Below are 23,420 nucleotides of genomic sequence, written 5' to 3'. Positions count from 1 at the left end.
GCTTGAGGAGGAATGGTTTATGGATTCATTTTCACAGAAGTTAAATACATATGCACAACTGGCAGTAGAAGTCGGTGTAAATGTCCAAAAAGGCCAGCATGTAGTCGTAAATGCTTCAACAGACGTCCGGGATTTTGTCCGCTTAATTGTAAAACACGCATATGAAAAGGGTGCAAAAAACGTCACAGTGAATTGGCAGGATGACGAAGTCGCCAAATTAAAATACGAGCTTGCGCCGTTTGAGGCATTTGAAGAATATCCTGAATGGGAAGCAAAAGGCAGAGAAGAGCTTGCCAAAAATGGAGCTGCTTTCATTTCTGTTGTGTCGTCAAACCCAGACTTGCTAAAGGGTGTAGATTCCAAACGGATTGCGGCATTCCAAAAAGCAGCAGGCAAAGCATTACATACATACAGACAATATATTCAATCAGACAAAGTCAGCTGGACTGTCGTAGGTGCGGCATCAGAGGGCTGGGCTCAGAAGGTGTTTCCTGGAAAATCAAAGGAGGAAGCCATTCACCTTCTGTGGGAAGAAATTTTTAAAGCGACGCGCGTAAACGAAGACAATCCAGTTCAGGCGTGGATCAAGCATGACCAAAATCTTCATGAAAAAGTTGATCATTTGAACGAGAGACATTACGCTGCCTTACATTATCAAGCAGAAGGAACTGATTTAACAATTAAGCTGCCTAGAAAGCATGTTTGGGCAGGTGCAGGAAGCGTGAATGAAAGCGGCCATGAATTTATGGCTAATATGCCGACAGAAGAAGTATTCACGCTGCCTCAAAAAGACGGGGTTGACGGAGTAGTATCAAGCACAAAACCATTAAGCTACGGCGGAAATATTATTGAAAATTTCACTCTCACGTTTAAAAATGGCCGTATAATAGACATTAAAGCTGAGCAAGGTGAAGACATTTTAAAAGAACTGGTGGAAGCAGATGAAGGTTCTCACTATTTAGGTGAAGTGGCACTTGTTCCTTACGATTCGCCTATATCACAATCAAACATTCTTTTCTATAACACGTTGTTTGATGAAAACGCGTCAAATCATTTGGCGATCGGAAGCGCCTATGCCTTTAATATTGAAGGCGGAAAGCAGATGTCTCGTGAAGAGCTTGTCAAAGAAGGCTTAAATGAAAGCATTACACACGTAGACTTTATGATCGGTTCAAAGGATATGAATATTGACGGAATTACGGATGATGGAAAAAGAGAACCTATTTTCCGAAACGGAAATTGGGCTTTTTAAATAAATAAAAGGAGGCTTTTCGCCTCCTTTTTTTATTTTTCTGCTTCATACATTTGCAGATTAGCATAAACGGTTTCTAATACGGGTGCCGCGAGAGATAAACGTTTTGCTTTTTCAAGCAAAAATCCATGCAGGTGGTCACCTTCAGTCGTTTGGCCGTTTTCCATATCCCGAAGCATGGAGGACTTCATATGATAAGACATGCTTGTCATCGTACGAAAGCTCTCTTCCTCAAGATCCGGATCAGCCGGAACGCCTTCTTTTCGTAAAACAGCGCCAATTTCCCCAATAAGAGTTTGGGCCGTGTGACGTCCGCCTTCTGTGTCGAGAATCGGGCCAAGCGGTCGTTGAAATAACGTTGTAATCCCCGCTTGCGCTGCAATAAAGAGATACTTTTTCCAAATGTCCTTCTCGATATGCCCGCTAATGATGACTTCAGCCTTCACGCCTGAAAATGCCTCTTCAAGCGCTTTTATTCGATTCGTACGCTCTCCGTTCCATTCTCCAAATACAAAACGATGCGATGCACTCGTATGATGAATTTCTCCTCTGTTGTCTAAAGCACTTTCTATAAAACACAGGCCGCCCAGCACCTGTTCTTTTGAAAATGCCGCGAACAGCTGCTCATAGTGGCGGTACCCGTTTAAGAAAGGGATAATGACAGATTCCTGATGGATAAACGGCTTGACATCGTTTATCACCTGATCAAGCGAGTATGCTTTAGAAGCAATGATAACGACATCAAATCGCCCTGTTTCTCCGGCAGTGATTAATACGGGCTGAAACGATGCATCCCCTTTTTCACTATGGATGACAAGCCCGGTTTCTTTAAGCTGCTGAGCTCGTTTTTGGCGCACGAGAAATGTCACATCATTTCCTTTCTCTGCAAGCCGTCCGCCAATATACCCACCTACTCCGCCTGCTCCGACGACTAAAAATTTCATATTGTGGCCCCCTTTCATAATGATGTATCAAAAAAAGCAGAGAAATCTCTGCTTTTTTATTCCGCGTATAGTTCAGCCAATTTTTTCTGCACATCAGTATTTTCAAGGAACTCGTCATAGCTCATTTGCTTATCAACGATGCCATTAGGTGTAATTTCTATAATTCTGTTGGCAATGGTCTGCACAAACTGATGGTCATGCGATGTAAACAGCATAGCGCCTTTAAAGCTGATTAAGCCGTTATTGAGCGCTGTAATGGATTCTAAGTCTAAATGGTTAGTCGGCTCATCCAAAATTAAAATATTGGCTCCAGAAAGCATCGCTTTTGACAGCATACAGCGGACCTTTTCTCCCCCGGAAAGTACATTTGCTTTTTTGTGGACTTCTTCTCCGGAGAACAGCATGCGTCCTAAGAACCCGCGTAAAAAGCTCTCACTTTGGTCGTGCGGAGAATATTGGCGAAGCCAGTCTACAAGATTCAGATCACTGCCTTCGAAATATTCACTGTTGTCTTTTGGAAAATACGCTTGTGATGTGGTAACACCCCATTTAAACGTTCCGCTGTCAGCTTCCATTTCCCCGGAAATGATTTTAAACAGTGTAGTAACAGCAAGTTCGTTCCGGCCAGTGAAAGCAATTTTATCTTCTCGGTTCATAATGAAGCTGACATTGTCAAGCACCTTTACGCCATCGATCGTTTTTGTTAATCCTTCCACCTGAAGAACATCATTTCCGATTTCCCGTTCCGGCGTGAAGTTAACGTAAGGATAGCGACGGGAAGACGGTTTAATATCATCCAGCGTGATTTTTTCGAGAAGTTTCTTCCTTGATGTGGCCTGCTTAGATTTAGACGCATTGGCGCTGAATCTAGCGACAAACTCTTGAAGCTGTTTAATCTGCTCTTCTTTTTTCTTGTTCGCTTCTTGAGAAAGCTTTAACGCCAGCTGGCTTGACTCGTACCAGAAATCATAGTTTCCGACATAGATTTGAATTTTGTTAAAATCAAGGTCGGCAATGTGCGTACACACTTTATTTAAGAAGTGACGGTCATGGGATACGACAATAACTGTATTTTCAAAGTTAATCAGAAACTCTTCAAGCCACTGGATTGCCTGAAGGTCCAAGTGGTTCGTCGGCTCATCGAGCAGCAGAACATCCGGCTTGCCGAATAATGCCTGTGCCAAGAGAACTTTTACCTTCTCCGAACCGCCAAGATCTTCCATCTTCTTTGTGTGCAGGTCTTCTGAGATACCAAGACCTTTTAAAAGGATCGCCGCTTCACTTTCCGCTTCCCATCCGTTCAGTTCCGCAAATTCACCTTCTAGCTCGGCAGCGCGAATCCCATCCTCATCTGAGAAATCAGGCTTCATGTAAATAGCGTCTTTCTCCTGCATGACTTCATACAGGCGTTTGTGACCCATGATAACCACTTTCAGCACTTCATACTCTTCGTACTCAAAATGGTTCTGCTTCAAGACGGCAAGACGTTCGCCAGGACTCATATGCACGTCGCCTGTCTGAGGCTCGATTTCGCCTGAAAGCACCTTTAGAAACGTTGATTTACCGGCACCATTTGCACCAATTAACCCATAGCAGTTGCCTGGGGTAAATTTAATATTAACATCTTCAAATAACTTACGATCCGCAAACCGCAAGCTTACATTATTTACAGCAATCATTTATTATCCTCCATCATGTCTATCATCAATAAAAGTATACCATGAATACAGAGCAAGAGAAATGATTCCCTGATAAAACAGAGAGAAAACACTTATACACCCAATCCTGCCAGCTGTGTTACAATTAAAGAGAGAGAGAATGCATCCGCCTGGAAAATTACACACTCTCATGGAGGAACACATTGAGGCTTTTAACACTTACTGAATATTGCTTATTGATCTTTTTTACGGGCTTTTACCTTGCCGTAACAGGCTTTACCGCCAAGGATATCGGCTTATACATAGGCATAGCCCTTATTTACATATTTTCGCACATTTTTTCTAAACGACTTTTAGAAAAGCGCGGAAAAGAGAACAAACAGGTTCACCTTTTCTTCAGTGTGCTGGCCATTATCGGTTCAGTGTTCATTACAGTTTTATGCATTGCATTGGTCGCTTCTTTTTCAAAATAAAAACGCCTGCTGTCCAAAGGCCAGCAAGGCGTTTTTATTTTGTTTGACGCATTTCGTTAAACGGGAAAAAGACAAACTTCGATGTGCCGACAATTCGATCTTCCGCAATCAGTCCCAATCCGTTTCGGCTGTCCATAGAATTCAACCGGTTATCTCCCATGACAAAATATTTGCCTTCCGGAACCTTAACCGGCCCAAAATCGCCTGTCAGACTGACACCGAGTTTTTCTGCTTCCTTCTTGTTTTTAGACAAGTAAGGCTCGGCTACTTTTTTGCCGTTTATATAAAGCGTGTCATCCTTCATTTGAACGGTTTCTCCAGGCTTTCCAATCAATCTTTTTACATAATGGATTTTAGAAGTCTCACCGTTGATAATAACGATATCTCCGCGCTTCAGTTCGCCGATATAGTTGACTGTTTTATTCACAAACAGCCTTTCTCCGTCATGTAATGTGGGATACATAGATGAACCTTCAACTAAATACGGTTCAAACAAAAAGTGACGGATCAGGAGAGCCAGCAGAACAGCGATGACAATCGCTTTACCCCATTCCAGGTACGTATTGGTTTTTTTCTTCGCCGTTTTCTCAGTATTCGTATTTTTTTCCTCGGTCAAAGTGTTTCCTCCTAGACGATTGCTATATCAGTTGTTTCTCTTCTTTTACTTTATCATAAAAAAGAATAAATTACATAACTTAACCCGCTCCCTGCCTGTCGGATAAGAAAAAGCGTCCTTTCGAATCAAGGACGCTTTTTTTCTTATTTCTCTGTAACAGGTTTTTTGACAATACCGAGGATAATTGCCATCACGACAGCACCGATTACGATACTTAATAGGTAAAGCATCGGATGGTTTGTAATGAAAGCTACGAATACTCCTCCATGAGGCGCCGGAAGCGTTACACGGAAGAATTCAGTCAATCCGCCGGCAACAGCTGCACCGATTACAGCAGCTGGAATGACGCGAAGCGGATCAGCCGCAGCAAACGGGATCGCTCCCTCTGTTACGAAAGCAGCACCCATGAAGTAGCATGTAATACCAGCTTCACGGTCACGCTGAGTGAATTTGTTTCGGAAAATGGTTGTAGCAAGTGCGATACCAAGCGGAGGAACCATACCGCCGGCCATGATCGCCGCATGAGGCGCATAGTTGCCTGCATCGATCATCGCGATACCGAACGTAAAGGCTGCTTTATTAAGCGGACCGCCCATATCGATCGCCATCATACCGCCCAAGATAATCCCCATCAATACTAGGTTTCCAGTACCAAGGCTTTCAAGCCAGTTTGTTAAGAAATTCATAAATGCTGCTACAGGTGTATTGATGACAAATTGCATTAATACGCCAGTGATAAAAATACCGAACAGCGGATAAATCAGTACAGGTTTTAATCCATCAAGTGACTGAGGGATAAAGGTAAATGCTTTTTTCAGTAAAATCACGACATAACCGGCAAGGAATCCGGCAATTAAACCGCCTAAGAATCCAGCATTCGCTTGAGTCGCCATGAATCCGCCGACCATACCAGGCGCAAAACCAGGACGGTCTGCAATACTCATTGCGATAAATCCAGCAAGAACAGCCACAATTAATCCTAATGCGTTGTCACCGCCGATAAACTTAAGAGCTGCGGCAAACGCGTTGTAAGTAGGATCTTTTGGATCAGCAGAATGAATTCCCCAGAAGAATGAAATCGCAACGAGGATACCGCCGCCGACTACGAACGGAAGCATGTTGCTGACACCGCTCATCAAATGCTTATAAAACGCGTTTCCGATTCCGCTTCCAGACTTGCCTCTCGCTTCATCTTCATCGTTTGAAGCTGAAGAACCGCCGCTGCCTTGATAAATCGGGGCATCTTGGTTCATCGCTTTTTCGATTAGCTCCTGAGGGCGTCTGATGCCTGCCGTTACAGGAACTTGAAGTACGCGCTTACCTTTAAAGCGTTCCATTTCAACCTGCTTGTCCGCTGCGACAATGATTGCAGGTGCATCTTCAATTTCTTGGGCAGTCAGCTTGTGCTTAATGCCGCTTGAACCATTTGTTTCGACCTTAATGTCCACGCCAAGCTCTTTCGCTTTTTCTTTAAGGGCATCCGCAGCCATGAATGTATGGGCAATACCTGTCGGGCATGCAGTAACCGCTAAAATCTTTCCTTTTCCGGCAGGTGCTGGTGCCGCTTCTTCTTCCTCTTCCTCTTCGTCATCATCTTTATCGTGCTGATTAATAATGTCGATGATGGCATCTTCTGACTCAGCTTCAAGGAGCTGCTTGCGGATTTCTTCACGCATTAACAGCGTTGAAAGTCTTGACAATGCTTCAAGGTGAGTATTGTTTGCGCCTTCAGTCGCCGCAATCATGAAGACTAAGTGAGCCGGCTGGCCGTCTAATGATTCATAATCGACACCGTCTTTAGAACGTCCGAACGCGATCGCTGGGTTGATAACGCTAGCCGTTTTCGCATGAGGGATAGCGATTCCTTCACCAATACCCGTTGAGCTTTGGCTTTCGCGGTTTAAAATGGCTTCTTTATAGGCTTGTCGGTCATTTAACTTACCAGCCTTATCAAGAACAGTGACCATTTCGTCAATCACATTTTCTTTTTCTTTGCTCTCAATATTAAGCTTTATCGTATGCTTTGTTAAAAGCTCAGTTATTTTCACTTGTGTTTCCTCCTCTATAGACGTGTGACCTTAACTTCAGGAAGAAGCTGCTGGACAAATTCTTCTGTTCCAAGTTCTTCAGAGAACGCGGTAGCACTGCCTGAAGTAACCCCTAAGCGGAATGCTTCTTCAAGCGGCAGCTGTTTGGAAATTCCGGCAAGGAAGCCTGCTACAACGGAATCTCCTGCTCCGACTGAGTTTACCAATTTCCCCTTTGGCACGTTAGCAAAATAAACTTGTTCGTTCGCAAACAAAAGCGCACCGTCTCCTGCCATTGAAACGATTACATGTTCAGCGCCCTGTTCTACCAGCTTTTTCCCATAAGGAACAGCTTCCTCAACAGAGGTAATGGTCGTGCCGAACATTTCTCCAAGCTCATGATGGTTTGGCTTCATCAAAAACGGTTTCATTTCTGTCGCTTTCAAAAGAGCCTCTCCTGAGATATCCAGAACAACTCGTGCGTTATGCTGTTTGCAGGCCTCTGCGATTTTTTCATACGTATCGTGAGGAAGTGAAGATGGAATACTTCCTGCAAGAACAACGATGTCTCCCTCTTCTAAAGATTGGAACTGCTCTAAAAAGGCTTTGAAATCTTCATCCGAAATTGTCGGACCCTGCCCGTTAATTTCAGTTTCATCACCCGTTTTCAGCTTTACATTGATACGGGTATCCCCTTTTACTTCAGAAAAAGCTGTTTCCAAATTTTCTTCCCGCAAAAATGTTTTGATATATTCTCCGGTAAATCCGCCGACGAATCCGAGCGCTTTAGACGGTACATGATGTCTTTTCAGCAGTCTCGATACGTTGATGCCTTTGCCCCCTGGATACTTGCTATCATATGCAGAACGATTCAGGCCTCCTACAGTAAAATCTTCAACGTGAACAATATAATCGACAGATGGATTAAGTGTTACAGTGTAAATCATGGTTTCACTACCTTTACGACAGTTTTTTCTTGGTAATTATCGAATGTAAGCTCTTCAGCGTCAGTCGTAATGATTGTTGCGTCGCCTATTCCGGCAAATGCCGAAAATGAAATTTCTCCGAACTTCGAAGGGTCTGCTAAGACGTAAGCGTGTTTTGCCTGTTTGATCGCTTTCTGTTTTAAAAGGGCCTCATCAGGGTCCGGCGTTGTGAATCCAGCCTCTGTATGCACACCGTTTGTCCCCAGAAAGCTCTTGTCGAATCTGTACTGGTCCATGGCAATCAGTGAAGCGCCTCCAATAACCGCGCCCGTTCTGTGCTTTACGTATCCTCCAAGCAGATAAAAAGAAATTTCTTTCCTTATTAATGCTTCGATATGCATCACCCCGTTTGTGACAACGACAATATCTTTGGTTTTATCCATAAAATCAATCATGTGCAAAGTCGTCGTGCCTGCATCAAGGTAAATGCAATCCCCTTCTTCTAAAAGAGAAGCAGCTTTTTCAGCAATCTTCAATTTGTCGTGAAGGTTTTTGGATGATTTTTCAAGCATATCGGGTTCAAGTCTGATATCGGAAAGCTTGGCCGCTCCCCCATGAACACGCTTTAAGAAACCGCGTTCTTCAAGTGTCGATAAATCTCTTCTGATTGTTGATTCAGAAGCATTTGTCAGATTTATGAGCTCTTGAATCTTTACCACATCATGCTTTTCTATTTGATCAATAATCAATTGATGCCGTTCAGGAGTTAGCATGCTTCACCTCCTAATGAAAACGTATTCATTTTGAATACAATTTCATTGTAAACGCTATTTTCAGTTTAGGCAACTAAAATCATTCAAATTCATTCAATAACTATCAAAATCTTTCACGTTTATCCATATTAACGTATGTCTATAGGGTTTGTAAACTGTAAATTCGACAAAAATAAGGACAATTGTACGACATTTTCTTCTTATTTTAATGAAAAAAGTCTTTTATATTCATAGTAGAAATCACTACACATAAAAAAACCTCATGCATGTTGCATGAGGCTACTCATAACGCAGCGCTTCAATCGGATCAAGCTTTGCGGCTTTATTTGCAGGAAGCATGCCGAAAATAACACCAATGAGCATACTGAACAGCACGCCCCCGCATACAACCTCCCATGATATGAGTGACGGCCAGCCCGCAATGGCTGAAACAAGCGCGGCCCCTCCGTATCCAATTCCAATCCCGATCAGGCCGCCAATCAGCGTCAATACGACTGACTCAATTAAAAACTGAGTCAGGATCTGTCCCCTTGTCGCACCGAGTGATTTTCTGATTCCGATTTCCCGTGTCCGTTCTGTGACTGATACAAGCATAATATTCATGACACCGATTCCGCCGACCAATAGAGAGATGCCCGCAATTGAGCCGATAATCGTCGTCATTATTGCCGTTACTTTGCCAATCCCGGCCGCAATCTCTTCCATGTTCATCACTTGATAAGAATCCTCTGTGCCATGATTGTCATTTACCAGCTGTGTCGCTTCTTTCCCAGCCGATTTTATATCGTCTGCTGATTCAACCTGCAATGATACGTTACTGAAATCACTTGTACCAAAAGAGGATTTCATCATATTAAATGGCACATACATTTGACTTAAATCGAAAGAAAGCAAGCCTGTTTCTTTTTTCAGCACGCCGATAATTTCAACGGGCTGTCCGTTTATCCAGACAACTTCACCTAAAGGGGAGTTTTTATCGAACAGCTCTTCAGCCATCTTTTGAGAGATGATTCCGACTCTATTCCCCGCGAGAAAGTCATTGTCTGTAAAGGTTCTGCCGCTTTCGATTTTTAAAGAATTGACATTCATGTATCCATCATTTATTCCGTTAACCGTAGCATCGGTTTCCTCTTCATGATAACGCGCTGTCATACTTTCAGAAGTCGAGGCAACGACTTGATTAATGCCTTCTATCCCCTTTAAATCTTTAATATCGTTTTCTGTAAACGTAGATTCAGCTGCAGCGTTCGGATTGCTTGCAAGCTCTTCGTCGCTTGGCATATAGTATAGCTCCACTGTATTTCCCGGTCCGCTGATCGACTGCTTCAGCATTTGCTCACCGCCCTGCCCTACCGCAACGACAACGATGACAGAGCCTACCCCAATGATAATGCCGAGCATTGTTAAGATCGAACGCATTTTATGGGCAAGGACAGAGCTTAGAGCCATTCTGATGTTTTCTAACAGGCTCATTCTCCCACACTCCTTTGGCCGGAGCTGGCAGGAATAATATTGCCGTCACGCACCATAACAATCCGGTTCGTGCAATCTGCAACTTCGGGCTCGTGTGTAACAAGAACGATTGTCGTTCCTTCGGCATTTAATGCTGTAAATTGATCCATAATCGCTACGCTTGTTTTCGTATCCAGCGCGCCGGTCGGTTCATCAGCTAAAATTAATTTGGGCTCATTCACGATCGCCCTCGCAATCGCCACCCGCTGCTTCTGCCCGCCCGACAGCTCATTGGGCATGTGGAGCATTCGATCGGCTAACCCGACCTTTTCCAATGCTCTCTCAGCCCTTTCTTGACGTTCTTTTTTGCCTATCCCGGAATAAATCATCGGCAGCTCAACATTTTTTTTTGCGTTCAGACGCGGAAGAAGCTGAAATTGCTGAAATACAAATCCGATTGACCGGTTACGGACTGCCGCCAGTTCTTTATCTTTATATGAAGAAACGTCCTCGCCGTCCAATTTATACGTACCGGAAGTCGGTCGGTCAAGACAGCCGATAATATTCATGATCGTCGATTTCCCTGATCCTGACGGTCCCATAATCGAGACATATTCCCCTTGATGAATGTCCAAATGAATAGAATGGAGAACATCAAACGTTTCCCTGCCGATCTGGTAGCTTTTTCGCACATTAGAAAGCTGAATCATTTAAGATTTCACTTCCATTCCATCAGTCACCTGATCAGATGGATTCAAAATGACTTGATCATCTTGGGAAAGCCCCTCTTTAATTTCTGTCAGATCATCTGTCACTTCGCCGATTTTGACATCAACTCGCTTTGCTTTTCCATCTTTTGCTGTATACACATAATATTGATCATCTTCTTTTTTGACTGCCTTTGAAGGAAGCGTATTTGCTTTTCGCTTATCGGTTTCAATATTCATGATAAATTTAAAGCCTGGCTTTCCTTCAGGAAGCTTTCCTTTTATTTTCACTTGAAGCGGGTATTGGACCGCCTGTTCTGTTCCTTGTGCCGCAGCGCTTTCCTGCTGATCAGGAACAAGTCCGACTGCGGAAACCGTGCCTTTCCATGATTTATCCTGGATAACATCTGAAGTGAGTGTGACCTTCTGGCCTTTTTTAACTTTCAGTGTATCGTATTCAGACAATTTCCCTGAGACGACGAGGTCTTTAGGGTTGCCAATATGTATGACAGCCTCTTGAATATCTGACTTTTTGGATGCCGCTTCTTGGTTGACAGAAATAACGGTGCCTTCGATTTCGCTTTTCACTTCAAGATCTGACACCCGGTTGGCAAGTGACTGCCGTTGAAGCTCGGTTTGTTTTAATTCGATCTCAGCTGTTTTTTTCTGCATTTGAAGCTCTGTCCGTTCAGACTCAATTTGTTTTTCTGCTTCTTTTTTCCCAACCTGTTTCGCCAGATCTTTTTCTTTATTGTCTAACGCTTTTATCTTTTCTTGAGTTTGTTCAATTTGAAGCTGGTTCGATTCAGCGGTCAACTGGTTCTGTTCTTTTTCCAGACTCAGCTGCTCATTTGTATAGGTGACTAAAGTCGTGCCCTTTTTAACTTTGTCGCCTTCCTTCACTTTAATGTCTTCTAATGTCCCCTTATCAGCTTCATAAAAGACATACTGTTCATTTGAAAATTTAAGTGTACCGGGAACCATAACCTTTGATGAGATTTCTTTTTCTTCAAGGCTTCCCGTCTGTATCTTCTGGCCGGCGCTGCCGCTTGTTGGAGCGGCAGACCGGTATACATTTATTCCAATAAAAAGAGCGACTATAACGGCGATGCCAATTCCGATCCAGACTTTTTTCATGAACTTATGCACCCGCCACAGAATTAATTAAACCTGAAAAGAGCGAAAATACAACTAAAATTCCGAATAGAATGATTGCTGAAATCCATCCGGCTTTTTTGGAGATGCCTCCCGTTTTGTGAAGTCCGATTGCTAATAATACAAAGCTCCAGATGCTGAAAATTTCAAAGGTATTTAACACGCTGGCAAGAGCCCCGTCAGATTGGATAATCCCTGCCAGTGACGTCGTGCTGTAAAGAGGATTCACGTCAGTCGTAAAAGCAACGATTCCGTTCACCAATAATCCGAGACTGCTAATTAAAGAGACAAACAAACCGAGAGAAAGCATTTTTTTGTATGTCGTAACACCGCCTGATGCTTTTACACAGAGCCAATAAATAAGAGGGGCAATAAATAATGCTGCGATACCTCCAATAATTGCGCCTGCCATTCCGCCAAATTTGGTTATTGTTGCGACTGCCTCCATTTGTTCAGCTGATAGCCCTTGCGTATCCTGGCTTTTCAAAAGCTCACTATAATCCGTACCGAGTGATTGCAGCACGGCACCGACGATGATAATTGCTGCGACAATCAAAAGCGGTCCCCATACAGCCGGCCTTTCTCTTATTCTTTCAAATTGAACAGATGGACTTGTGATCACTCCGAAAAGTGAAGGCTTTTCAGCCGCCGTTCCGCTGTTTTTTTCTACATTCGTTTCCATTTCAAAACCTCCTTGAGAATATCTATCCAATAGTACGGGAAGGATATTAAAAAGTTTCATGTTTTTCTAATAAATTTCCAAAAGCCTTCAATTTATACTGAAGGCTTTTCATATTATTCTATCGCTGTGCTGTATTGCGCTTTCACAAGTCCGGCATAAACGCCTTCTTTAGCGAGCAGCTGCTCATGGTTTCCTTCTTCTATTTTCTTGCCGTGATCAAGAACAATGATGCAGTCGGCATCGCGGATCGTAGACAATCTGTGGGCAATCATCACTGCTGTACGCCCTTTCAGTAGCGTTTTTAGGGCCTGCTGAATTTTCACTTCCGTCTCTGTATCAATGCTTGCCGTTGCTTCGTCAAGGATGATAATAGCCGGATCGGCGAGCAATGCTCTTGCAAAGGAAATGAGCTGACGCTGACCAGCAGACAGTACGCTGCCCCTTTCCTCCACCTCTGTTGCATATCCTTCTGCTAAATCGGAAATAAACTCATCCGCTCCAACCGCTTGGGATGCTTTCATCACCTCTTCATCCGAAGCATTCGGCCTTCCAAAACGGATATTTTCCATGATGGTCCCGGAAAAAATAAATGTATCTTGCAGGACAATGCTGATTTGAGAGCGCAGACTGGCAATAGAGAGATCCTTAATCGGTATACCGTCTATTTTAATGGTGCCTCCGGTCGCATCATAAAAACGGCTGATTAAATTGGCAATCGTCGTCTTTCCGCTCCCTGTATGCCCGACAAGCGCAAGCGTCGAGCCAGCAGGAATAGAAAAGGAAACGGCATGAAGGGCTTTTCGTTTTTCATCATACGAAAATTCAACCTCTTCAAAGCTGATCTCCCCATTTATCTTTTCATTATGAATGGCATTCGGCTTCTCCTTGACATTTGGCTCTTCGTCCAGAAACTCAAAAATCCGTTCTGATGATGCCATTCCCATTAACAGTTGATTATAGACCTGACCCAGTCTCGAAATAGGTTCCCAAAACATCCCCAGGTAGAAAGCGAAAGAAACGAAGACGCCAATCGTAATGGTTTCATTCATAATGAGTGTGGCGCCATACCAAATCAAGACAGCCGTCCCAATCGCATTCGTCATTTCCACCAGCGGACGGAACATGGCATTTTTTTTAGTTGCTTCCCGCCATGATTGGTAGTTCTCCTGATTGACACCGTCAAAATACGCCATGTTTTCTTCTTCCTGCGTAAATGCCTGTGTGACCCGAATGCCTTGAATGCTTTCGTTTAGATGAGAGTTGAGCTTTGATTGCTTGAGCCGTACCGTTTGCCAAGATCGGCGTATTTTTTTTCTGAGACTTGTTGAAATAAAAAACATAATCGGCAATGTCACCATGATGGCTATAGTCAGCTCAGGGCTCAGCGTAAACAAAATAATAATCACGCCGGCCAGGAGAAGCAAGTCGGTCAATAAATTGATGACTCCGCTTGTAAATAGCTCCTGAAGAGAGTTAATATCATTCATGATCCTGACTAAGATCGATCCCGCCGACCGCTGATCAAAAAATCGGTGGGATAAGCGCTGCACATGTGTAAATAAATGCTGCCGCAAATCGAAAATGACATGCTGGCCAAGCTGATTCATCCACCTGATTCTTAACACATTGGCGGCGTAATTAAGGACATATAAACCGCTAATGATTAAAATGAGCTGAATCAGCAGCTCCGGGTTTCTCGCCGTAATCGCCTGATCGAGAACATAAACTCCGATCAGAATGGGGATCACAAGCTTCACAGCAGTGCCAATCAATACGGTGAGAAAAGAAAGCGGCAAAATGGTTTTTCGATATGGTTTGACATAGCTCAGCAGCCGCCACATTTGAGCCCAGTTAAACGGCTTTTCAATGATTTCATCTGAAGAGTAATAGAAACGCTCTAAAATCCCCTGTTTTTTCGCTTGTTTCATTTGGCCCCTCCCTATCCGACCTCATGCGGCTCATTCATCATTTTGACATCACGGTATTGCAAATCGTAAATCTTTTTATAGTAGCCTTCTTTTTCAAGAAGCTCGTGATGTGTTCCCCTTTCACAAATGCGTCCTTTATTAAAAACGAGAATTTCATCGGCGTGTTTCAGTGAAGAAATGCGGTGAGCAACGATAAAGGTTGTGCGGTTTTTCATGACTTCTTTTAAGGCAAGCTGTATGCTGTGCTCCGTTTGCATATCTACTGCACTTGTGGCATCATCCAATATTAAAACGCTCGGGTTCAAACAGATGGCTCTCGCAATGGCAATACGCTGTTTCTGTCCGCCGGAAAGCCCCATTCCCCTCTCTCCCAGCATGGTGTCATACCCATCAGGAAGCTCCATAATAAAGTTATGGGCCTGCGCCCTTTTTGCTGCTTCGATGATGTCTTCCATTGAGGCATCCGGCCGCCCATACGAAATATTTGATCGGATCGTGGATGAAAACAGGAAGGATTCTTGAAGTACGACTCCGATATTGGAGCGAAGCGTTTTTAACGAATAATCTGTGATGGGTTTGTGATCAATGGTAATCGTTCCGCTAACAGGGCTGTAAAATCTGGTCAGAAGCTGTGTCACTGAACTTTTTCCCGAACCCGTCGGGCCTAACAGTCCGATTACCTTCCCACTGTTTGCCTCAAAGCTTACATTGCACAGCGCGTTTGTTTGTTCTTTTCCGTATGCAAGAGAAACATTTTTGAAATGGACATCTCCAGTTAATTTTTGTTTACATAAAGCAAGAGGATGATCTGTAATGTCTTCTTCTTTTTCCAGAATGTCGAGCAGGCGTTCACCTGATGCTTTTGCTTGAGAGAACATATTAATGACAAAGCCTAAGTTCATAATCGGCCACATCATATAATTGACAAGGCTGAAGAAAGCAACAAGTTCACCGGGATTGAGCTGATTTTGCATAACCAAGTATCCGCCGTATGAGAGGAGAGCTACAATACAAATGTTACCGATGAACTCCATTAAAGGGAAATACGCAGACCAGATGGATGATGTTTGTAAATATTGTGCTCTGTATTCCGCATTGGCTTTATTGAAAATACTGACTTGGAAATCTTCTCTGGAAAGAGATTTAACCGTATTGATGCCACTGATATTTTCCTGCACTTTTGTATTGAGCTTTGCAAACGATTTGCGGATGCCTCTGAAGGCAGGATGGACTCTTTTGTCAAACCGATATACCACAACAGCGAGAAATGGCAGAACTGCTATTGTCACGAGTGTGAGGGGAACAGAATAGTAAAACATAACCGACAGGCTGATGGCGACTAGCAGGCCGAAGCGAATGAGCTCAGCGAGGCCGTATGATAAGAAAAAACGAAGCCCTTCAACATCAGCTGTCAGCCTGGACATCAAATCTCCTGTTTTCGCGTTATCATAATAAGAAAAAGAAAGCCGCTGCAGTTTTTCATACAGGCTATTTCTCAGCCGATAAACGGATTTGATTCCAAACATATCACCTAAATATTGGTGAAAAAAGGTAGCGGTTCCTTTCAAGGCCATTACCGCAATAAATCCCAAGCTGACCCATGCTGCAAGCTGATACTGTCTTCCCAGTACGATCTCATCAATCGTAATTTGCAGGATAATCGGATAAACGACAGTAACCGCAGTCATTAAAAGCATGGCTAGAAGCGACCACAAAAACACTTTTCGGTACGGCCAATAATACATTTTTAATCTTTTAAATGTCTCCATATCCAGCACCTTTCCAACATTTATCATCTTTACTATATCGATACCCGAAATAAAGTTCTATTATTTTTCAAAAATTCAGTCTAATTATGGAGTAAGTCTCTTACTTTATAGGGAGTAATATATGTAGAATAAACGCTTACAGAAAATCATTGTATGCTAGGGATACTTGGGGATATGCCAATGACATACAGAAAAACCGGATGGCTGAAATGCCGTCCGGTTTTCATCCCCCGCTGACTGGTGGTATGATGGCCACCGTGTCACCTGAAGTTACAGAGGTATTTTCTTTTACATAGCTTTCGTTAACGGCAATCATAGCCGTATCAAGGGATTCAAGACCATATTGTTCTTTTAGGCTCGCTTTTATTTCATCTATGGTTGCTTGTTCCATATCTATTTCTAGTGCTTGTGTGCCGGCCTGTTCAGCAAGCCCTGCAAATAAAAGTATTTTAATCATGCTGCTCTCCCTCGCTTAGGTCTGGTTTTCCATTTGGATAAGCTGTTGTTTCAAGCTGGTCGCCGATCCATTGCTCACCATCTTCCCAAATTTCTTTTTTCCAAATCGGCACAATCTGTTTAATTCGTTCGATCGCATACTCATTAGCTTCATAAGCAGCTTTGCGATGGGGAGAAGATACAGCGATCACGACCGCTGCTTCACCGATATCCAGCACACCTATACGGTGCGTGATTGCAGCGGAAGCGCCTTCCCATTTTTCTTCGATTTCAGCTCCGATTTGAGCAAGCATTTGCACGGCCATCGGTTCATATGCCTCATATTCAAGCCGAACCGTTCTTTTTCCGTTTGTCCATTCCCGAACCGTGCCAATAAATGTGGTAATTGCCCCTGCTTCCCGTTTCTCCACTTTTTTAATGATGTCTTCAGTAATAATAGGTGTTTTCGTAATCTCAAACCGTTTCATTATGCAGATTCCCCCTTCAGCTGTGAAAGCACAAAATCCACGGCAACCGGATCATCCGCATGAAAAACGGGCAATCCCTGATGCTCTGTCATATGCTCTTTTTTCCTATAGATGATGGCGATTATATTCACTGCCTGCAGCGCTTCCAGATCTTCCTTTTCACGTAGGATGACCACTTTAGGATAAGGGGCTTTTTTAAAGCCTTCAATCAGAAGACAGTCTGTTTCGAGAAATTGATATAACTCGATCAGCCGTGCCAAATCCCAATTGCGGCGGACTGTCAGCTGTAACACACCAGCACCTTCTACCGCTGCCACATCAGCACCTGCCGCCTTGTAACGGTCCGTGTCTTTTCCTTCCGTGAACGTTTGCGGTTCACCGCCGTGACCATGATGCTTCAGGCAGCCCAAATGAACCCCCTGTTCAGAGGCTTTTTCAAGAATACGCTCGATAAACGTTGTTTTCCCGCTGTTTTGAAATCCTACAACTTGGACGATTGGGAAAGGACGGACCAAGGCCACTCACTTCCATTCTCTTCTCTGATGAGCAGCACTTGAACCGTTCTGCCAGATTCGTAGCCTCTCGTCCCGCCTGGCAGGATAATGAAAGCATTGGCTTCTGCAAGTGACGTGACAGAGCTCGACTTATCTAATCCGACGGGTGTCGCCAACAGCTTCCCTTCCTGATGGTGCACAAATGCACGAACAAATCGGGTAAACGGGTTCGGCTTCGGAAAATCTTTGGCCAGCACAGCTTCCGCACAAATCGAATGCGGTGTTTTATTAAGCAGCCATGTCTGGATCATTGGCTTGACAAACAGTTCAAAACCGACATAGCATGCCGACGGGTTACCTGAGAGGCCAAACAGCAACATATCGTTTGCATGCGCCACCGTTGTCACGCTGCCCGGGCGCATGGCAACTTTATTAAACAGCACGTCTGCTCCGAGTTTTTCATAGATCGCAGGCAAAAAGTCAAAATCACCGACTGACACACCGCCAGTTGTGATCAGGAAATCCACCTTTTTCATCGCTTCTTTCACTGCAGCAAAGCTTTTATCCAGCTCATCAGAGATTTTCCCTAAATAAAGCGGTGTTGCGCCAGCTTCTATCACTTGTGCATATACCATACTCGCATTGCTGTTGCGGATTTTTCCCGGTTCCAGCGGATCACTGACATTCAGCAATTCGGTACCTGTTGCGATAATCCCGACAACAGGCTTTCTCACCACAGGCACCGAAGCGTATCCGAAAGTTGCCAATAGAGCAGTCACTCCTGGTGTCACCCGGGTGCCCTTTCTTAGTAAAACACTCCCTTTTTGAGCGTCCTCACCAGTTTTTGAAATATTATCTCCCGGCTGAAAGCGGCGCTTTAAAGACATAAATGACTTCCCATTCTCCTCAAAGGTTTGAGTCAGTTCAATCATGACGACTGCATCTGCCCCTTCAGGGATTTGCGCGCCGGTCATAATCCGCACGGCCTGAAACGGACCAAGTTCTTTTTCAGATACTGACCCCGCTCCAATATGGTCAATGACTTCAAACCGAATTGGGTTTTCACGTGAAGCTTCTGCCGTATCGCACGATCTGACAGCAAAACCGTCGTATGGCGAACGGTCAAACGCGGGTACGTGGTGATCCGCAGTTATATCTTCGGCTAAAAATCGATGAAGGCTGTCTTCAAGCGCCACCCATTCTGTTTCACCTTGTTTTTGAAAATGGCAGACACGCCGAACTGCCTCGTCTACCGGTATCGGTGTTCTTTTCTCCAGCATTCTGACCCCTCCTGTTGTTACAATCCAATCACTCTTGCCAACACGGAATTGGCTTCTTTCACATCATTTGTTCCATGCACCAGTGCCCGTCCGTCATTGAAAATGACAATTCTGTAATCCTCGTAAAAAATATGCAGCAAAAACGAATTAGCCTCAACCTTGCCGATTTTCTTCAGCCGCTTAACGAGTTCCTGTTTCGGGATTCTTTTTAATGATTCCGACCTTACCTGTACTGTATCACGGCCGCATAGTACAGCGGCTTTCGGCATGTTCCAATCCTGAAGATAGGGATATACCGCATTTGTTCCGCAAGACGGGCAATCCTCACGGCGTACATGATCAACGTTAATCTTCATATGCGAATTGTTCCAGACATCAAATGTCACAAAACCGCGCTGTATTGCTTCTATTTGGCCTGTTAACAGCTTTAATGCCTCAGCTTGCTGATATGCTGAAACGATATGCACAGCCGGCGGAATAATGCCGGCAGTATCACACGTCGCCCCGCCGACTGGAATTTGCTCAAACAAACAAGACAGGCAAGGGGTTTCTCCGGGAATGACCGTCATGAACATTCCCTGGCTGCTTACGCAGGCGCCATAGACCCACGGTGTCTTTGTTTTCTGGGCAAGATCGTTTATCAGCATGCGGGTTTCAAAATTATCTGTCGCGTCGATCACGACATCTGCTTTTTCAATCAGCGGCTCTAGCGTTTCGGCTGTTCCTTCGGTAACATATGCTTCAATATGTATGTCGCTGTTAATTGCTGATAGATGCTCTTTGGCAGCCATGGCTTTCGGCATGCGGAGTTTGGCATCGCTTTCTGTATAAAGCTGCTGCCTTTGAAGATTACTCCACTCCACATAGTCACGGTCAATAATGGTAACAGTACCGATTCCCGCTCTCGAAAGCCCTTCAGCGCTTGCAGTGCCGAGCGCTCCCGCTCCGACAACCAGCACATGGCTGTCTGCCAGCCTTTTCTGGCCCTCTTCCCCAATTTGCTTAAATCTGATCTGCCGTGAATAACGTTCCTCCATCAAACCTGTTCTCCTTATCTTTTATGTCATCTTATCATGTTATTGCTCCGTCAGTCCCGTCTGAAGGAGTTCAACTTATCGTCCAAACAGCTAAAATCATCGCGTGTATTAATATTGATAAACTCTGCCGGACTTGCTCCGATATCTTCAGCCTGTACGTAACAAACCGACATTCTGCCTAATAAATCTGATATTCTCAGCCTTTTCTCAGAAAGCTGATCGTATAGAACCGGCATGATGCGTTTGTGGTAAATCGCAATCAATGGCTGCATTTGTCCGTCTGAAATCGGGACTACCGCGTCCGTATCGGCAGTCATCAGACGTTTGAGCTCCAGCATCGTCCTTCTTTGTATCAGCGGTGTGTCACAGGAAAGAACAGTATAAAGATCACCGTCGGTCTTTTTAAAAGCGGTATATATACCAGCCAATGGCCCCATGCCTTGAAATGGCTCAGCATCTTGATACACTTCATTTTCACCGTTTTCTTGAAATCTATCAATAAATTCGGGACGGCTGATGATAACCGTATGTTCTCCAAGTGCCTTTTTTGCGCATTCGTAAAGCATCCTGCCCTTCCATTTGACAAACGCTTTCGGTTCTCCAAATCGCCGCGAGGCTCCCCCTGCCAGCAGTACGTTTACATGCTTCATGTCATCTCACCTCTAGTTCGTTAAAAGCATAGCAAAAGCAAAGGCTCAACGCTACTGCTTGTCTGTTTATTAAAGAGGAATAGCTGTTCAGTATTTGCATATTGTAGTGTTAACATCATGAGGGAGATGGTTCGAATGAAAAGATCAGGTCCTTTTTTCCACGACGTGTCTCAGGAGAACCTTTATTTAAAATCCGAGCTTTCAAGGTGCCATAAGCTGATCTCTGAACTGGAAGCAAGCTACTTTCACCAGAAAAATAACAAATTGCTCAAAGAAAATAACGATATGAAAGAAAAACTCCAGCAGTTGACTGCCGAATTAACACAAATGTCAACAAAAGAAAAACATGCCTCCCACACCAGCCAATCTCTGCACCAAATAAGAGCTGAACTGCTTGATAAAATCGTTGTTTTACAGGAGCTTCTATCTGCTGAAACCTATAAACGCAGAGCCGAAATCGAAGAAAAACATAAGCTTCATATTGCTAAAATCAAAATCGAAGAAGAAAATAAAAATCTTCATAAACGTATCAGTCAACTTCAGGCCTCTATTGAGCAGGAGCAGAATGCACTGCTTCAGGCAAAACAGCAAGCCGAATTGATAAAAGCTGAAAACGGGCGTCTAAAAGAGCAAATGGTAGAAAAAGAATATCAGCTACAACATATTAAAATAGAAGTTGATCATATGAAAGATCGAATCATAGAAACGAAAGAAAGATTGCTAGACATCGAAAAAACGAAAGAAAAATTATTTCACGAAACTATTATATCGTATAAACGGCAGCTTGATGAAAGCGATGCCTGGATTGCTTCTCATTTTGCCGATATTGATGGCAACACGAAACAAAAAGAAAAAACAGAAGAAGCTCCAGCGGTCTACGCGCAGCCAAATCATGTAGAAACCATCCTTGAAGATGTCACAAAACAGATACATGTGCTTCAAAAACAGCTTACCCGCGCCCAATCATCAGACCAGGCCATGAGCCAAACAATCGAGGGGCTGAAAAACAGGGCCGCTGAAGAAAAGCCATATCAAAAGTGGGTGTATAAACTTAATCTTGAAAAAGAAAACAAACCTTCACAGAAAAAAACCAAATAAAAAACTGCTTGAGCAATGCCAAGCAGTTTTTCTGTATATTTATTCATTTGCAGATTCGGCTGATTCTGCAGTTTCGATTTCACCTTCTAAAATGTACTGGCCGCGATACGGCTTTTTCACTTCCGGGTACATTTTAATTAAGCTTTGCATAAACGTTGTCATATTAGGGATTTCAAGACCGCTTTCTTTTTCAATCTCTTTTTGAAGCTCGGAGCTTTTAATCGCCGCGTTATGGCGTTTTAATGTTTTAATGGCAGCTTCACGCAGCTTAGCTGCTTTTGATCCCGGTCTTGCCGTTCCTCTTCTTCTTCGTGTTGTTCCGTCTGGTATACCGGCAGGAAGAGAGGAAATAGATTGAAGCTGAGGCTGCACAGACTGCTGCTGTGATTGCGGCTGATAGCTTCTGATTTCCTGAGCCGCAAGCTCAGCGAGAACAGGCAGAGAGTCAGGCTTTTTTTCAGAACGGAAATCCTTTTTGATTTCGGAAGGGCTTCCATTTCTGTCCAGCTCTCTTAATTTTGCGTATATTTTATCACGTTCAATTTGATATTCACGAATGACTTTCACTTCAGCTTCATTTAATTGTTCTAACCGCAAGCGCAAAGCTTCTCTTTCATTAAACATTCCTCAATGTACCCCCTATCAAAATTAACATCTTTAATTAAGATATTAGATTACAAAAGTAATTTTATCAACTATTATTTTAGCATTTTACTATTATATTTACTCTATGAAAAATTCCTTATTTTCTGAAAATGTTTTATTTTTCAAAAGAGTCCTTTATTCTCAAGGGATCAATGGTCTTTCTAGTTTATTTGGTATAATGTTGAAAATATATATTTTACTTACTTCTTTAAAGAAATTTAGTGTAATATCTACAATTTTCGAGTTATGAGATATGTGATTTATCTAAAATTGAGGAAAAACATCAAAAATTAGCTGTTTTTTTAGCGTATGAATGAAACAAATCATCATTTCCTATGCCCAAATCTGGAAAAATAAGCTTCTTACTCTTCTTCCATTACTTTTTTGCACAAATAAAAACCTGATGAGATCAGGTTTTTAGGAAAAACTATTCAGATACTTGCTCCGTTTCAGCCAAAACACGGTTCACACGTTTCTCAAGCATTTTCATACCGCTACCGCCGGCTTGAAAGTGACGGAGCTGTCCTGTTTTATCAAACACATAATACGCAGGTACATATTCATTTTCAAATGCATCGGTTAAAGCATGGTCACTGTCAACAAAAATCGGCTGAGTGATATCGTGTTCAGCAGCTGTTTCTTTAATTTTACCAAGGTCAAGATCATCTTCGGAACGGGGCATATGCACAGCTACAACATTCAGTTGATCTTTATATTTATCACGAAATTCATTCACTTGCGGCATTGCTTCTTTACACAAGTGACAGCTGATGGACCAGAAATGAATAAGCGTCGGTTTTTCCCCGATCAATTGCTCTCTCGTCACTTCACCATTTAACCAAGCTTTTTCTCCCGTCAATTCAGGCATTGGCTGACGTAATTTCATTGCATTTCCCTCCTATTAAACAGAAAAGCCTAACGGATATGCTAA

At 43.4% G+C, this 23,420-nt stretch carries 23 protein-coding genes; 3 read left to right on the top strand and 20 right to left on the bottom strand.

Translation table 11 applies throughout. The features are described from left to right. Positions 1 to 19 precede the first annotated feature (19 nt). Positions 20 to 1,252 (top strand): aminopeptidase, encoded by a 1,233-nt coding sequence (locus tag CDO84_RS06850; RefSeq protein ID WP_040083259.1) that lies wholly within the window; start codon positions 20 to 22, stop codon positions 1,250 to 1,252. 32 nt (positions 1,253 to 1,284) lie between these two features. Here CDO84_RS06850 and CDO84_RS06845 read toward each other — a convergent pair whose 3' ends face one another. Both CDO84_RS06845 and CDO84_RS06840 read right to left on the bottom strand, forming a co-directional pair. Next, positions 1,285 to 2,196: a ketopantoate reductase family protein gene (locus CDO84_RS06845; protein ID WP_040083260.1), complete on the bottom strand. Its 912-nt coding sequence runs from the start codon at positions 2,194 to 2,196 to the stop codon at positions 1,285 to 1,287. A 56-nt stretch (positions 2,197 to 2,252) separates the two neighbouring features. Continuing rightward, positions 2,253 to 3,875: an ABC-F family ATP-binding cassette domain-containing protein gene (locus tag CDO84_RS06840; RefSeq protein WP_014663819.1), complete on the bottom strand. Its 1,623-nt coding sequence runs from the start codon at positions 3,873 to 3,875 to the stop codon at positions 2,253 to 2,255. A gap of 182 nt (positions 3,876 to 4,057) precedes the next feature. On the opposite strand from CDO84_RS06840, the gene CDO84_RS06835 reads away from it, so the two are divergent. Beyond that, entirely contained in the window at positions 4,058 to 4,327 is a 270-nt protein-coding gene (locus CDO84_RS06835) for a hypothetical protein (RefSeq protein ID WP_003232345.1), read from the top strand. Positions 4,328 to 4,361: 34 nt separating this feature from the next. On the opposite strand, the gene sipT is transcribed toward CDO84_RS06835, so the two are convergent. From sipT to CDO84_RS06755, 16 genes are all read right to left on the bottom strand, one after another. Further along, positions 4,362 to 4,943, bottom strand: coding sequence for a signal peptidase I sipT (sipT, locus tag CDO84_RS06830; protein WP_040083261.1), 582 nt, complete (start codon positions 4,941 to 4,943; stop codon positions 4,362 to 4,364). 143 nt (positions 4,944 to 5,086) lie between these two features. After that, the gene (locus CDO84_RS06825) at positions 5,087 to 6,991 is read right to left on the bottom strand and encodes a PTS fructose transporter subunit IIABC (RefSeq protein WP_040083262.1); all 1,905 of its coding nucleotides are present in this window, start codon (positions 6,989 to 6,991) and stop codon (positions 5,087 to 5,089) included. A gap of 14 nt (positions 6,992 to 7,005) precedes the next feature. Next, entirely contained in the window at positions 7,006 to 7,917 is a 912-nt protein-coding gene (gene pfkB, locus CDO84_RS06820; protein WP_040083263.1) for a 1-phosphofructokinase, read from the bottom strand. Beyond that, positions 7,914 to 8,669 (bottom strand): DeoR/GlpR family DNA-binding transcription regulator, encoded by a 756-nt coding sequence (locus CDO84_RS06815; RefSeq protein ID WP_014663816.1) that lies wholly within the window; start codon positions 8,667 to 8,669, stop codon positions 7,914 to 7,916. The genes pfkB and CDO84_RS06815 overlap by 4 nt, the downstream gene beginning before the upstream one ends. 279 nt (positions 8,670 to 8,948) lie before the next feature. Next, positions 8,949 to 10,142 carry a sporulation-delaying-protein transporter subunit SkiZ gene (skiZ, locus tag CDO84_RS06810; protein ID WP_040083264.1) on the bottom strand — a complete coding sequence of 398 codons (1,194 nt, stop codon included), beginning with the start codon at positions 10,140 to 10,142 and terminating at the stop codon, positions 8,949 to 8,951. Continuing rightward, a complete protein-coding gene (gene yknY / locus CDO84_RS06805) occupies positions 10,139 to 10,831 on the bottom strand; it encodes an ABC transporter ATP-binding protein YknY (protein WP_040083265.1) in 693 nt (230 codons plus the stop codon). The genes skiZ and yknY overlap by 4 nt, the downstream gene beginning before the upstream one ends. Further along, complete coding sequence (locus CDO84_RS06800; protein WP_040083266.1) at positions 10,832 to 11,965, bottom strand: efflux RND transporter periplasmic adaptor subunit; 1,134 nt, start codon at positions 11,963 to 11,965, stop codon at positions 10,832 to 10,834. It lies immediately after the preceding gene. A 4-nt stretch (positions 11,966 to 11,969) separates the two neighbouring features. After that, positions 11,970 to 12,665: a YknW family membrane protein gene (yknW, locus tag CDO84_RS06795; protein WP_040083267.1), complete on the bottom strand. Its 696-nt coding sequence runs from the start codon at positions 12,663 to 12,665 to the stop codon at positions 11,970 to 11,972. Between the two features lie 113 nt (positions 12,666 to 12,778). After that, the gene (locus CDO84_RS06790) at positions 12,779 to 14,593 is read right to left on the bottom strand and encodes an ABC transporter ATP-binding protein (protein ID WP_040083268.1); all 1,815 of its coding nucleotides are present in this window, start codon (positions 14,591 to 14,593) and stop codon (positions 12,779 to 12,781) included. Between the two features lie 11 nt (positions 14,594 to 14,604). Continuing rightward, on the bottom strand, positions 14,605 to 16,362 hold the full coding sequence (locus tag CDO84_RS06785) for an ABC transporter ATP-binding protein (protein ID WP_040083269.1): 1,758 nt from the start codon (positions 16,360 to 16,362) through the stop codon (positions 14,605 to 14,607). 223 nt (positions 16,363 to 16,585) lie between these two features. Beyond that, positions 16,586 to 16,819 (bottom strand): molybdopterin converting factor subunit 1, encoded by a 234-nt coding sequence (gene moaD, locus CDO84_RS06780; protein WP_014663809.1) that lies wholly within the window; start codon positions 16,817 to 16,819, stop codon positions 16,586 to 16,588. Then, the gene (locus CDO84_RS06775; protein WP_014663808.1) at positions 16,812 to 17,285 is read right to left on the bottom strand and encodes a molybdenum cofactor biosynthesis protein MoaE; all 474 of its coding nucleotides are present in this window, start codon (positions 17,283 to 17,285) and stop codon (positions 16,812 to 16,814) included. The genes moaD and CDO84_RS06775 overlap by 8 nt, the downstream gene beginning before the upstream one ends. Then, positions 17,285 to 17,806 carry a molybdopterin-guanine dinucleotide biosynthesis protein B gene (gene mobB, locus CDO84_RS06770; RefSeq protein ID WP_040083270.1) on the bottom strand — a complete coding sequence of 174 codons (522 nt, stop codon included), beginning with the start codon at positions 17,804 to 17,806 and terminating at the stop codon, positions 17,285 to 17,287. The genes CDO84_RS06775 and mobB overlap by 1 nt, the downstream gene beginning before the upstream one ends. Beyond that, a complete protein-coding gene (locus tag CDO84_RS06765) occupies positions 17,767 to 19,059 on the bottom strand; it encodes a molybdopterin molybdotransferase MoeA (RefSeq protein WP_040083271.1) in 1,293 nt (430 codons plus the stop codon). The genes mobB and CDO84_RS06765 overlap by 40 nt, the downstream gene beginning before the upstream one ends. A 17-nt stretch (positions 19,060 to 19,076) precedes the next feature. Continuing rightward, the gene (locus CDO84_RS06760; RefSeq protein ID WP_040083272.1) at positions 19,077 to 20,096 is read right to left on the bottom strand and encodes a molybdopterin-synthase adenylyltransferase MoeB; all 1,020 of its coding nucleotides are present in this window, start codon (positions 20,094 to 20,096) and stop codon (positions 19,077 to 19,079) included. A gap of 50 nt (positions 20,097 to 20,146) precedes the next feature. Beyond that, positions 20,147 to 20,746: a molybdenum cofactor guanylyltransferase gene (locus CDO84_RS06755; protein WP_040083273.1), complete on the bottom strand. Its 600-nt coding sequence runs from the start codon at positions 20,744 to 20,746 to the stop codon at positions 20,147 to 20,149. A gap of 135 nt (positions 20,747 to 20,881) precedes the next feature. Here CDO84_RS06755 and cse15 point away from each other — a divergent pair, with 135 nt between their 5' ends. After that, positions 20,882 to 21,844: a spore protein Cse15 gene (cse15, locus tag CDO84_RS06750; RefSeq protein ID WP_014663803.1), complete on the top strand. Its 963-nt coding sequence runs from the start codon at positions 20,882 to 20,884 to the stop codon at positions 21,842 to 21,844. 39 nt (positions 21,845 to 21,883) lie between these two features. Here the strand turns inward: cse15 and rok are convergent, their stop codons facing one another. Next, positions 21,884 to 22,468: a transcriptional regulator Rok gene (rok, locus tag CDO84_RS06745; RefSeq protein WP_014663802.1), complete on the bottom strand. Its 585-nt coding sequence runs from the start codon at positions 22,466 to 22,468 to the stop codon at positions 21,884 to 21,886. 448 nt (positions 22,469 to 22,916) lie between these two features. Then, positions 22,917 to 23,375 carry a thiol-disulfide oxidoreductase YkuV gene (gene ykuV / locus CDO84_RS06740; RefSeq protein ID WP_040083274.1) on the bottom strand — a complete coding sequence of 153 codons (459 nt, stop codon included), beginning with the start codon at positions 23,373 to 23,375 and terminating at the stop codon, positions 22,917 to 22,919. Positions 23,376 to 23,420: the final 45 nt, after the last annotated feature.

The sequence above is a fragment of the Bacillus sp. MD-5 genome (assembly GCF_002201875.1).
In the GTDB taxonomy this organism is placed as follows: Bacteria; Bacillota; Bacilli; order Bacillales; family Bacillaceae; genus Bacillus; species Bacillus stercoris.
This window is presented reverse-complemented; position numbering and strand designations above follow the sequence as displayed.